General features: G+C 38.4%; 9 protein-coding genes and 1 tRNA gene. 2 read left to right on the forward strand and 8 right to left on the reverse strand.

Features of this window, described 5'->3' with window-relative positions:
- The first annotated feature begins 1 nt into the window (after position 1).
- Positions 2-3,166 (forward strand): efflux RND transporter permease subunit, encoded by a 3,165-nt coding sequence (locus tag ABJH90_RS11145; protein WP_348139320.1) that lies wholly within the window; start codon positions 2-4, stop codon positions 3,164-3,166.
- Positions 3,167-3,185: 19 nt separating this feature from the next.
- Entirely contained in the window at positions 3,186-4,619 is a 1,434-nt protein-coding gene (locus tag ABJH90_RS11150) for an efflux transporter outer membrane subunit (RefSeq protein ID WP_348319626.1), read from the forward strand.
- A gap of 580 nt (positions 4,620-5,199) precedes the next feature.
- Here ABJH90_RS11150 and ABJH90_RS11155 read toward each other — a convergent pair.
- From ABJH90_RS11155 to nhaD, 8 genes are all read right to left on the reverse strand, one after another.
- Entirely contained in the window at positions 5,200-5,478 is a 279-nt protein-coding gene (locus tag ABJH90_RS11155; protein WP_348139324.1) for a nuclease-related domain-containing protein, read from the reverse strand.
- A gap of 180 nt (positions 5,479-5,658) precedes the next feature.
- On the reverse strand, positions 5,659-7,188 hold the full coding sequence (locus tag ABJH90_RS11160; RefSeq protein ID WP_348139326.1) for a serine hydrolase: 1,530 nt from the start codon (positions 7,186-7,188) through the stop codon (positions 5,659-5,661).
- A gap of 892 nt (positions 7,189-8,080) precedes the next feature.
- Positions 8,081-8,155 (reverse strand) — tRNA-Val (locus tag ABJH90_RS11165).
- Positions 8,156-8,214: 59 nt separating this feature from the next.
- Entirely contained in the window at positions 8,215-9,426 is a 1,212-nt protein-coding gene (locus ABJH90_RS11170; RefSeq protein WP_348139328.1) for a folylpolyglutamate synthase/dihydrofolate synthase family protein, read from the reverse strand.
- A gap of 3 nt (positions 9,427-9,429) precedes the next feature.
- Complete coding sequence (locus ABJH90_RS11175) at positions 9,430-10,329, reverse strand: energy transducer TonB (RefSeq protein ID WP_348139330.1); 900 nt, start codon at positions 10,327-10,329, stop codon at positions 9,430-9,432.
- Positions 10,329-10,715 (reverse strand): biopolymer transporter ExbD, encoded by a 387-nt coding sequence (locus ABJH90_RS11180; protein ID WP_348139332.1) that lies wholly within the window; start codon positions 10,713-10,715, stop codon positions 10,329-10,331. Before ABJH90_RS11180 ends, ABJH90_RS11175 begins: the two co-directional genes overlap by 1 nt.
- Before the next feature lie 9 nt (positions 10,716-10,724).
- On the reverse strand, positions 10,725-11,417 hold the full coding sequence (locus tag ABJH90_RS11185; protein WP_348139334.1) for a MotA/TolQ/ExbB proton channel family protein: 693 nt from the start codon (positions 11,415-11,417) through the stop codon (positions 10,725-10,727).
- Between the two features lie 49 nt (positions 11,418-11,466).
- On the reverse strand, positions 11,467-12,840 hold the full coding sequence (nhaD, locus tag ABJH90_RS11190) for a sodium:proton antiporter NhaD (RefSeq protein WP_348139337.1): 1,374 nt from the start codon (positions 12,838-12,840) through the stop codon (positions 11,467-11,469).
- Between the last annotated feature and the right edge of the window lie 8 nt (positions 12,841-12,848).

Here is a 12,848-nt window from a genome sequence, read left to right on the forward strand (position 1 = left end):
TATGGCCGAAAACTCAGGTAATTTCTTCGTTAGAAGACCCATTGTGGCTATTGTAATAGCCATTGTTATTGTCATCGTGGGTAGTGTATCTATGATAGGATTACCCATAGAACAATATCCAAACCTTACACCTCCAATTGTCCAGGTAAGAGCCAACTATACAGGAGCCAATGCAATCAGCGTTGAAGAATCTGTTGCTACTCCTTTAGAACAGCAAATCAATGGGGTAGATAACATGATTTATATGAAATCTACCAACGCCAATGATGGTTCTATGGTCATTGACATTTCATTTGATGTAGGTACTGACCCTGATATGAATACGGTTTTGGCTCAGAATAGGGTCTCTGCTGCTTCCGCAAAGCTTCCGCAGGAGGTAACAAAATTTGGGGTAACCACCGAAAAGTCCTTACCTAATATTATGATGGCCATGACGCTTACTTCTGATGGAGGGTATGATCAGGATTTTCTGGGTAATTATGCTTTGATAAATATAAAAGATCAGTTATCAAGAATTAAAGGAATTGGGCGGGTTGATATTTTAGGAACTTCTGAATATTCGATGAGAATTTGGGTGAAACCCGATTTACTTTCTAAAATGGGCATTACAGTACCTGAAATTCTAAATGCCATAAATGCACAGAATGTAATTGTTCCGGGAGGAAAATTCGGAGCAGAGCCGGCACCACCTGGTACGGAGTTTACCTACACCGTTCGTTTACCAGAAAGATTTAATTCCGCTGAGGCTTTTGAGGATATTGTTGTAAGAACAAATACCGATGGATCTCAAGTAAAAATAAAAGATATTGCCACTGTAAATCTTGGAGTTGAAACCTATGCTATGATCCCAAGAATGAATAAAGAAACTTGTGCCATTATAGCGGTTTACCAGGCTCCTGGATCTAATGCTGTTGAATTGGCCGAGAATTTATTAACGGAGATGGAAGATCTTTCCAAGAATTTTCCGGAAGGTATTAAATATGATGTAGCCCTTGACTCTACCTTACCTATTACAGCAGGTATTAAAGATATTGTGGTAACCCTGTTTATTGCTCTTTTACTAGTAGTATTGGTAGTATTTATCTTCATACAAGATTGGCGTGCTACCTTAATTCCTACTTTAGCCATTCCTGTTTCCTTAATAGGAGCCTTTATCTTTTTCCCCATATTAGGTTTTACAATAAATGTTTTATCCCTTTTGGGACTTGTTTTGGCAATTGGTATTGTAGTAGATGATGCCATTGTTGTGGTTGAGGCCGTGCAAGTAAATATTGCTAAGGGGATGAACGCCAAACAAGCCACTTTGGACGCCATGAGTAAGGTAACCGCGCCAATTATTGCGACTACCTTAGTATTGGTAGCCGTTTTTATACCTGTTGCCGGGATGGCGGGAATTACCGGGTTACTTTACCAACAATTCGCTATTACTATAGTAGTTTCAGTACTGGTATCCTCTGTAAATGCATTGACCCTAAGTCCAGCCTTATGTTCTTTACTGTTAAAAGAACCTAAACCATATAAGGGATTGTTGGGCAAATTCTTCCATAAATTCAACCAGGGAATGGACAAGTCAACCGATTCCTATATGAGTTTTACCAATGTAGTTTCCCGAAAACTGAAAAGAGGTGTCATTTTTATTCTTGTGATGACCTTAGGTGCCGGCTTGTTTGGGAGTCTGGTACCTGGCGGATTTATTCCTGAAGAGGATATGGGATTCTTCTATGTTAACATACAACTCCCCAATGCGGCATCTATTCAGAGAACAGATGTCATTGCCAAACAAGTAGAAGAAATCATTCTAAATAATCCTGATATAGAGTATTTAACTACTCTAGGCGGATATAGTATATTGGCGGGTTCTGCTGTCCCCAATAATGGTTTTATGTTTGTAACCCTCACGGAATGGGGAGACAGGGACTTAACAGCCAAGGAGGTAATTAATAACCTGAACATGGAGTTTGCTCAAAAAATAAAAGGGGCTCAGGTATTTGCTTTTGGACCCCCGGCCTTACCCGGCTTAGGTAATGGTTCTGGTTTTAGTCTAATGATTCAGGATAGAGCAGGAAACACCCCCGAATACCTCGGGCAAAACACCATGAAATTCATAAAAGCGGCAAATGAAAGACCCGAAATTGGAGCTGCTTTCACTACTTTCCAGGCTAATGTTCCACAAAGATTTTTAGACATCAATAAAGAGAAAGCTCTAAAACTTGGCGTTTCTCTTAATGATCTCTACACCACTGTAGGGGCTTTTATGGGAGGAGCTTATGTGAACAACTTCACCAGGTTTGGCAGGCTTTATAAAACTTATATACAAGCTGAACCGGAATATAGAGTGAATGAAGAACAGATCAACAATTTCTTTATAAAAAACAAGGAAGGTAATATGGTACCCCTTGCTACAATCGCCACTGTAATACCTGTTTCAGGACCAGATTATACGAATAGATTTAATTTATACAGGTCGGTAGAAGTAACTGGTAGTCCTGCACCCGGTTATACTTCGGCCCAGGCAATGGCAGCGCTAGAGGAAGTAGGAGATGAAGTGCTGCCTCCAGACATGAATTATAGTTGGAATGCCATGTCCTATCAGGAGAAAAAATCCTCAGGATCCCTCATGATCATCCTTACTTTTTCCTTAGTATTTGTATTCCTGATCCTGGCTGCACAATACGAGAGTTGGTCTTTACCATTTTCAATCCTGCTTGGCACTCCATTTGCCATATTTGGAGCCCTTATATTTCTATGGGTAGCCAGATTATTTAGTCCAACTTTTGAAAACAACATATTTGCTCAGGTTTCCTTTGTAATGCTAATTGGGATGGCAGCTAAAAATGCCATCTTAATTGTGGAATTTGCTAATGATGAATTTAAAAAAGGAGCGAGCCTTTTTGATGCAGCTATAAAAGCAGCAAGATCCAGATTCAGACCTATTCTTATGACTGCCTTCTCTTTTATTTTAGGGGTTTTTCCTTTGGTGATTGCTTCTGGTTCGGGAGCTGAAGCGAGAAAAGTAATGGGAATGGCACTTCTAGGGGGTATGTCTTTGGCCACGCTTTTGGGTGTGTTTTTCTACCCAATGTTATTTATTCTGATTGGCAAGCTTGCCGGATATGAGAAAAAACGAGATAAAGAAATGGCAACCTCAACAGTAATTAAGGACTAAGATGAAAAAGATAAAAGAAATGAAAATCAAAATTTCCTTTATACTTATTGCTATAAGTACCCTCTTTTTATTTGAAGCATGTAAAGTAGGTCCTAGTTTTAAAACTCAGCGTACAGAAATAGATTCTACTGCGGTCTATCGCTATGATAGCATTCAATTGGCCATGACAGATTCTGTACTCAACATAAGTTGGTGGGAATTATTTGACGATCCGGTTTTGGAAGAACTAATTGAAATTGGTCTAAGAGAAAATAAAGATGCACTCATTGCCTCCTCAAGGATAGAACAGGCCCTTGCTCAACTGGGTTTTACAAGAGCTGATCTTTATCCAAAGATAGGTTACAATATAGGCGCCTCCAGGGGTAATGTAGTAGGAGGGGCTCCCACCCAGGATTTTTCTGCGCAAAATATCTTTGCTGGTTTTGGAACATTAAGCTGGGAATTGGATTTTTGGGGTAAATTCCGACGTGCCAACGAGGCAGCTAAAGCGGAGTTGGTAGCCTCAGAATATGGTCAACGTACTGTACAAATAGGCTTAATTGCAGCAGTTACCAGTACCTATTATCAGTTACTTGATTTTAAATGGAGGGAATATATCTCCAGGAGGACCCTGGAATTGCGACAAAAATCTCTTAATATAATACAAGCCAGATACGACCAGGGTATTGTACCTGAAATTGACCTGAATCAGGCTCAAATTCAGAGGGCAATCGCCGCTGCCGCGGTACCTTTTTTTCAAAGATCTGTAGCGCAAACTGAAAATGCCTTAGGAATACTTCTCGGCAGAAGTCCCGGCCCTATTACAACAGGAGCTAAACTGGATGAACAAAACTTACCTCCTGATATCCCTGTTGGTTTGCCCTCAATGCTTATGGAAAGGAGGCCAGATATTCTTCAGGCAGAAGCTCTCTTACACGCTCAAACTGCCAGAATAGGTATTGCGGTTGCTCAGAGGTTTCCTGCTATTAGTCTCACCGGAATGCTGGGGGTAGTAAGTGGTGATATTTCCAATTTAACCGCTAATCCGGCCGCCTGGGCTATTGGTGGTAGCCTTCTTGGACCTTTGTTTGAATTTGGCAAAAACAAAAGGCGGGTTGAAATTGAACGGAAGATAACAGAGCAGGTGGTCTATGAATACGAACGTACGGTAATAGTGGCCTTCCAGGAAGTGGAAGATGCTCTTATTGAAATAGCCACCCTAAAAGGAGAAGTTCAAGCCAGGCAGGATCATGTTACTGCAGCTAAAAATGCCCAATATCTTTCGGGTGAACGATACGACAAAGGTGTTACGAGTTTTCTTGAATTAATTGAAAGCCAGAGACAGGCATTTGAAGCAGAATTGAGTTTATCTGAGGCTACCCAGAAGCTTTTTACCGGCTATGTAAATCTTTATAAAGCGCTTGGTGGTGGCTGGTTAAGTGAAGAGGAAATGAATGCCACTTCACAGGAATAAGCAGACCTGAGTAACTTATATAACTATTCATTGACGGCTTGTTTATTTATTCTCTGCCAAATATTGGATTAGATATCCATCGGGAAACCACTCCTGCAAATAGATAACTTGCAGGCCACGTTGTTAGAGAACGTTTTAGTTTTTAACTAATTATTTTCCAAACTCAAAATGACATCTACTTTTTTTATAAATTCTTTGTAAAGCGACATTTCGGATAATCTTTACATCCTAGAAACTTTGTTCCTGCTCTAGGACCTTTAATAGCTGTTCTTTCAACTAGATCTGAGCCACATTTTGGGCATATCGTTTTGGAGGTATGTCTTTTATTTAAAGACCGTAAATGATCCCTTTTCGTTAAAGATGATTTTGAAATAAACTGTTCAATTTCATTAATTATACAATCAACTTCTTGATCTGAAAGTATTTTATTTCGGAATTTCCTTATGTATCCATTTAGCCCTGATTTTATTACATTAGAAGGTAAAGAAGTCTTAAACTTACAATCTCCAACGAAGTAGACAATGGTATATATCTTTGATTCGTTCAAACTTAAGAATTCAGATAAAACCTTTTTTTGTCTCTATGTTTGTCTTAGTGGATTTTGAAACGTATACTTCTTTTTATACAAAGTTTGTGTCCATTTAGATTGATTCTCTGATCCAAAAATCCAACCTTTCTTATTCTTAGTTTCTACAATGAATAATCCATGACGTGAAATCAAAAGATGGTCAATCTGGGTCGTACCATTTTTGGAAGGTAGGATGATATTATGAAACCTGCGGTAAGTATTCGCGCTGAGTGAAAACCACATATTGAGGGCAGTTTTCTGTTCACCTATCCATCCTTTGAAAAGTTTCATATTATATTAACTTAATCATAGATTTAAATCAGCAATGTTCTCTAACGGTTTAGCATATGAGTAGTGGCGGTTTTCGAAGCGAGTTCTTATCAGCCAATGTGGACATTACAATAGAAATTCTACCATTGGCAGCCAACTAACCCCGCCATTATTTATATGCTGTGTTAGCGAAAGTATTAACTATTCGAAGACTTTCTTAAATACAATGTCAGAAGTGGCTGGTTCAAAAGGACATTTTAATGCTAAAATCTTCCCTTCAAGGTCTTTACTAAATTCAAATTTATAAAACTTATATAATTGATACGCCTCAAATATATCCTGATCATAATGATGTAATTCTGAGTTATTTATATAGTCAATAGACAATTTATCATTTTCGTATTTAACAATAATGTTTCCATAAGCATCATTCTGATACTCGCCTGCATAATCTACTAACGATTTTGATGGCTTGATAACTTCACCCTCCTTTTTAGAAGGTTTCAGTTGCTTTATAAATTGTTGTTTACTGTATTCTTCGAGGGGCCATAATTTTTCAAACCAGGGTGTTGAATCGAGAGTCAGCATTCTGTCAATGATTTCAAATGATAGAATCATGTGAGCAGTTGTCGATTGTAAATTTCCGAGTACGACAATTCCTATATTATCCAAAGGGAAAAAAGCAATGTTAGATGCAATCCCAATATATCCACCAGGCCGGTTAAGCATAAAATGGCCTTTATAAACCATGGAATTCCAACCCACAGTATAAGAATGCATTAATAATTCCGGCAATAGGACACCTTGAATAATAGTTTGAGGTTTTTGAATCATGTCCATTATTTCCTCCGAAATAATAATATTACCATTATATTTTCCTCTATTTAGGTTGAAGATTATCCAATTGCATAAATCATCAACATTGGAATAAATTGATCCGCTTCCTGAAACTTCCTCCATAAAGGAATTTATTGGTGTAGCAGGAATGATTTCACCTTCGGGAGTAAATGTATATCGTGTTGCGACTTTATCTTTATGTTGAATAAGCTCAGGACCTGCAAAAATAGTTGAGTTCATATTTAATGGTTCAAATAAGCGCTGTCTTATGAAATCCTCCCATTTCATTCCAGAAATTTCTTCAGTTATAACAGTAGCAGCTTGATACATCTGATTTTGATAAATGAATTTAGTCCGAAAGGGTTTTGAAAATTCAAGGATCCTTAATCTTTTTACTATTTCTCTTCGATCGTATTGTTTTGCAATGGCAATTTGCATCACGTCATGTCCTGCCAAACCCGTTCTATGACTTAAAATATCAATAAGAGTTGAATTATTGTTAGCCATAGTATCACTTAATTGAAAAATGGGAAAATAACTTCGTACAGGTTTATACCAGGATAGCTTTCCCTCTTCAACTAATGAACCAATACCTGTAGATGTAAATGCTTTGGTAGAAGATGCAATTGAAAATAAGGTATTTGAAGTAACAGGTTCTTTCTTTTGAAGGTCTTTGTATCCATACCCCTTTTTATAAAGAACCTCGCCATCTTTTACTATGCCTATGGCAATTCCGGGCGCATTCCATTTTGATTGCACTAGATTCACTATAGAGTCCACTTCATGAATAAACTTTTCATTTAATGCATTTGTTTCTTGTCCACTGATTTTATACGGAAAAAATACCAGCCAGACAAGACCTGTTAGTAATATAGAATACCTAATTTTTACCATGACTAAGATTTGTAAATTATTATTCCTTTTAAACACTAATTAATGTTGTATTCAATCTACCATATGTTTTCATAAATAAAAGTATTCATCATAATGTTTTCGCTAACTCGTTATATGCATACTAATATACTCACATATCCCTAAATATTTCCAAATAAGTGTGCCTTTTGAGTTCTTACATGAGTATCATATTCGAATTTTGTTGAAGTCGTAAAAGAGCTTTCGTAATCTCCTCAACAGTAGTATTGTATTAATACAAATAAAAAAAGTTGTAGTAATCTAATGCTATAAAGAAGAAGTCCCATCTGCCTAAATCCTATATATTGAATGTGAAGTCGCCCTGGTTTAAACCTTCCATCTATTGATCATAATTGGAATATATTATACTAATAATTCTAACATTTTGTGCAAATAAAAAAAGAGCTACATGGAAATAACATGTAACTCTTTGATAATCAAGTGGGCCCTACTGGATTGCATATCCATCGGGAAACCACTCCTGCAAATAGATAACTAGCAGGCTTTAAAAGCCTGCTTTTTTTATTCCCTCTAAACTACTGGATTACATATCCATCGGGAAACCGCTCCTGCAAATAGATAACTTGCAGGCTTTAAAAGCCTGCTTTTTTTATTCCCTCTAAACTACTGGATTAGATATCCATCGGGAAACCGCACCTGCAAATAGATAACTTGCAGGCTTTAAATGCCTGCTTTTTTTATTCCCTCTAAACTACTGGATTACATATCCATCGGGAAACCGCACCTGCAAATAGATAACTTGCAGGCTTTAAATGCCTGCTTTTTTTATTCCCTAACAAAAGCTCAAGCGAGTTTGGCTTTATGCCGGGAATAAAAAAACCTGCGCCGTTTGGCGCAGGTTATCTGCTTGATGTGGGCCCTACTGGATTCGAACCAGTGACCCCCTGCTTGTAAGGCAGGTGCTCTGAACCAACTGAGCTAAGAGCCCCTAAGGGGATGCAAATATAGAATAGTTTTTTGTTACCTAAAACAAAAAATAAGAAAAAATCACAGGACCTCTGCAACCGTAAATGTGCTGCCGCCTATATAGATAAAATCATCCTTATCTGCTTTGCTTAGTGCTGCTTTATAGGCTTTTGGTATAGAAGCATATATTGTTCCTTCTAATCCAAATTCCGACGCTTTTTTCTTTAAGATTTCTGCATCTAACCCCCTTGGAATATCAGGTCTGGCCAAATAATAAATCGCATCTTTAGGAAACAAGGGTAATAGTACATCAAGATTCTTCTCTTTTACAAAACCGAGAACTATATGTAAGGTTTTAAATTTTTGCAGCTTAACTTGTTCCAGCACCAAAGTGAGGCCTTCACTATTGTGGGCCGTATCACACATAACTTTGGGGTTTTCTTGCAGAATCTGCCATCTACCCAGCAGTCCTGTATTCTCAACCACCTTCATAAGGCCATTTCTTATATGTTCCTCACTTATATTAAACTCTTTAAGTAAATTAATAGTCGCCAACACCCCTTTAATATTCCTGTTTTGATAACTCCCAAAAAGAGAGGTTTTATACTCCATCAAATCTTGCTTATCCGCATAGATCAGATATGAATTTCTTTCCTTTGCAATTTCTTCAAAAACAGGGGCAATCTCATCCTGATATTCGCTAATCACTAAAGGAACTTCCTCTTTTATAATTCCGGCCTTTTCTCTTGATATCAATTCCATTGTATGACCCAGTAAATCTGTATGGTCTAAGCCAATATTCGTTATAAGTGAAGCTTCGGGAGTAATAATATTCGTAGCATCTAAACGTCCGCCCAGGCCCACTTCAATTATAGCAATGGATACCTTCTTCCTGGAAAAATACTCAAATGCCATTCCCACAGACATTTCAAAAAAAGACAGCTTATTTGTTTCCAGAAATCCCTTATTCTTTTCAATAAACTCTATGACATTATTTTGACTAATAGGTTTTCCATTAATCTTAATCCGCTCCCTGAAATCTTTCATATGGGGAGAAGTATACAGCCCGACCTTATATCCAGCTTCCTGCAATATGGATGCGAGCATGTGGCTGCTGGAACCTTTCCCATTTGTTCCTGCCACATGAATACTCTTAAAATTTAGATGTGGGTTTTCTAAGTGTGTGGCCAAAGACAGGCTGTTTTTTAGTTTGCCTTTATATGCCTTTGATCCCTTTTCCTGGTACATTGGAAGTTGTGCGAACATCCAATCCAGGGTCTCCTTGTAGTTCATTAATTACTCCCCCAGTTTAAAGTTCACCACAACAAATCCTATCTGTTGACTGGGCGCTTTGGAATCCAGATTCCATTTGTGCAGAAATGCTGTTTTTTTTGCAGGTTCCAATAAACAGGGATGACTATTAGTAGTGCCCTTTACCCCCGGAGTAGCATTAATAACCTTACCATTTCTATCTACAGTAATTTTAACAACTACTCTTCCTTCTTCATTGCATTCTTGTTGCACTTTGCCCTTACTCACCAGAGAGCGTCCGCTGAGGCCATATCCGCCAGTTCCACTTCCGGATCCGGGACTACCATAATAGCTTGTGGCATACGGATCTCCATCTGGTTGTCCTTTATCTCCTGCCATGTCATCATCACCCTCACCACCCTGAACCTCACCGTCAGATTTATTAAGTCCGCCCATAAGTTCATCCAGCTTTTTCTTTTTGGCTTCCTTTTCTCGCTGGGCTTTTTCCTCTGCAGCCTTTTGTTCCCTTGCCAATTGTTCCTCTTTGGCCTGGGCTTTCCTTGCCGCTTCTTCAGCTTCACGTTTTGCAGCCTCCTGTTGCCTGATTCTTACAGATTCTTCATCTTCCTGGGTAAGTAGCTTCTCAGTGGCCTTTTCTGTTAGATCTTCTTCAACTACTTCTTCCGGTTGAGCAGCAGGCTTTTCTTCTACTACTTCCTCCTCTAACTCTTTCACGGGTTCCGCAGGCTGAGACTTTATTTTTTTAACGGGTTGCTTCTCACCCATACCAAATTCCATTGTACCAAAATTTACGGTGATCCCTTTCTCTATGGGCGGATCCATATAAGTAAGGCCAACATAAAAAAGTAAAAGGAGGAGTACACTTAACAAAATAGTTGTAAGCGTAAATGATTTTTTTTTGTGTCTCGTGTCTAAAAAGGACATTAATTTGGCCGCACAGCCAGGATCACTTTATAACTATTCCTATTGGCAATATCCATTACATTGACCGCTTCTTTTATGGCCACGCTTTCTTCAGCCCTTAGAATAACAGTGGGCTTCTCCTGGCCCTCAAGTGCTTTTTTTAATTCAATTTCTATGTATTCTCCGTTTATTCTCTCGCTGTTCACAAAATACTCCAGGTTTTTATTAATCGTTACCGAAACATTTTGCTTATTTGTAGATTTTCCTTTTGCCTTTGGCAAAAGCAGGTCCAACGCATTGGGTGAATTAGCGGTTAACATAAAGAAGATCAACAGCAGGAATACAATGTCCGTCATTGAGGACATGCTAAATTCCGGACTGATCTTATTTCTTCCTTTAATTTTCATAAGACTGTTTTAAACAGGTTCATTTAGTAAATCAAGAAATTCCACGGCATTTGCCTCCATTTTATGAACTACCTTATCTGTACGATTCACAAGGTGGTTGTAGCCCATATAAGCTACAATACCTACAATCAGACCTGCAACTGTGGTAGTCATTGCGGTATAAATACCTGATGCCAAAGCGCCCATTTCTGCTTGTCCGCCGCTACTGGCCATTTGATGGAATGCTATAATCATACCAATAACGGTTCCTAAAAACCCAATCATGGGTCCAGCGCCAGCAACCGTAGCAAGAACATTTACATTTTTCTCTAATTTGTAAACCTCCAGAGTTCCGGCATTCTCAATAGCTGTATTAATATCATCTAAGGGCTTACCAATTCTGGAAATCCCTTTTTCTGTTAATCTCGCAACCGGAGAATCTGTTTGGGCACACAATATTTTAGCAGCTTCCAGTTTATCATTCATTACATGATCGCGTATTTGATTCATGAAGTTCTTATCTATTTTTGAGGCTGCCTTTATAGCCAACAAGCGCTCAAAATAAATGTATAACGCAACAGCCAGCATCACAAACAAAACTGAAATAATTATAATACTTCCTGCTCCCCCATTAAAGATAAGATCAATAACTGAAAGTGTTTTTTCTTCCGAAATAACTTCGCCAACCTGTGCTTCGTCCACAAGATCCTGAATCATAATCATATTTTTCCCTATTAAAAGTTGCCCTTATAACGGTATTTTATCAATTAAATTATGCGTTTAATAGTAAATTTCGAATAAGTATAAAAACAGCCGCTCCGCCAATAAAACCAATGAATGCCAGCACTGCAATTTTCTTTAAATACCAGAAAAAATCAATTTTCTCCATTCCCATAGCTACAACGCCGGCTGCCGATCCAATAATTAACATGCTTCCTCCTGTTCCTGCGGAATAAGCAATAAAATGCCAGACAGAATCATCTAAAGGTATTGAGAACATCCCCATACTGGCAGCCACCAAAGGTACGTTGTCTATTACAGCGGATCCAACCCCCAATAATAGTATTACCAAATCTGATACAGATCCGTTTATTGCTTCAGTGCCAAGGAATGGCATTGTAGAATCTAGTGTACCTGCAAAATGAAATAACATTCCTAAGGATTCCAGGGCAGCCACCGCCAGAAGTATCCCAAGGAAAAATAGTATACTTGGAAGCTCTATTTTGGATAAGGAAGCATGCACAGCACTATGGTGAGCTCCTTCCTGACTCTCCGCCGAATCAACGCTCGAAATACTGAACTTAGCGCTTGTATAAATTTCTGCAAACGCAGCCACAACTGCCAGGGAAAGCATCATCCCCACATAGGGAGGTAAATGCGTAATGGTCTTAAAAAATGGTACAAAAACAATAGAACCCAATCCCAGATATAACATGGTTGCTCCAAACGGGGATTGTGATTTTGCCATTTCTTTATCTTCCAATTCAGCCTTAATATTTCCTTTAAATGCCTTGTACCGCAATGCCACAAGAACAGGAAGGACCATACAAACTATTGATGGTATCAGTACAAATTTAATGAGTTGCAGAGCGGAAACCTTATTGCCGATCCATAGCATTGTAGTTGTAACATCTCCAATAGGAGACCATGCCCCTCCGGCATTAGCAGCAATAATAATCATCCCTGCAAACCAAAGCCTAACCTCACGTTCTTTGATTACTTTTTGCAATATGGTTACCAATACAATGGTAGCTGTAAGGTTATCTATAATTGCGGAAAGAATAAAAGCTAATATGGAAAAAAGCCACAGTAATTTAGATTTTTTTCTGGTGCGGATATAACCCTTAATTGTAGCAAACCCATCAAAATAATCTATAATCTCCACTATAGTCATTGCCCCTAATAAGAACACAATAATTTCTGCGGTTTTACCCAAATGGTGCAACAGCATTTCATCAATATGTGAAGGTTCCAGTTCTTTTAAGTCGGTGTTTACTTCAAATACCGGCAAATGAGCCAATGCTATAATGGCCCATAAAATTGCCATCATGGCCAATGCAGGAATTAGTTTGTCTATTTTTAGATTATGCTCAAGGGTAATAGCCAAATAGCCTGCTAAGAATACAATAATAATAATGGTCTCCATGTTGGTTG

This window comes from Eudoraea sp. (assembly GCF_039969275.1).
Taxonomy (GTDB): domain Bacteria; phylum Bacteroidota; class Bacteroidia; order Flavobacteriales; family Flavobacteriaceae; genus Eudoraea.

Bases quoted from the DNA above. Each gene is read 5' to 3' on its own strand.
- ABJH90_RS11145 (WP_348139320.1), top strand. From the start codon at position 2: ATGGCCGAAAACTCAGGTAATTTCTTCGTTAGAAGACCCATTGTGGCT.
- ABJH90_RS11150 (WP_348319626.1), top strand. From the start codon at position 3,186: ATGAAAATCAAAATTTCCTTTATACTTATTGCTATAAGTACCCTCTTT.
- ABJH90_RS11155 (WP_348139324.1), bottom strand. From the start codon at position 5,478: ATGAAACTTTTCAAAGGATGGATAGGTGAACAGAAAACTGCCCTCAAT.
- ABJH90_RS11160 (WP_348139326.1), bottom strand. From the start codon at position 7,188: ATGGTAAAAATTAGGTATTCTATATTACTAACAGGTCTTGTCTGGCTG.
- ABJH90_RS11170 (WP_348139328.1), bottom strand. From the start codon at position 9,426: ATGAACTACAAGGAGACCCTGGATTGGATGTTCGCACAACTTCCAATG.
- ABJH90_RS11175 (WP_348139330.1), bottom strand. From the start codon at position 10,329: ATGTCCTTTTTAGACACGAGACACAAAAAAAAATCATTTACGCTTACA.
- ABJH90_RS11180 (WP_348139332.1), bottom strand. From the start codon at position 10,715: ATGAAAATTAAAGGAAGAAATAAGATCAGTCCGGAATTTAGCATGTCC.
- ABJH90_RS11185 (WP_348139334.1), bottom strand. From the start codon at position 11,417: ATGATTATGATTCAGGATCTTGTGGACGAAGCACAGGTTGGCGAAGTT.
- nhaD (WP_348139337.1), bottom strand. From the start codon at position 12,840: ATGGAGACCATTATTATTATTGTATTCTTAGCAGGCTATTTGGCTATT.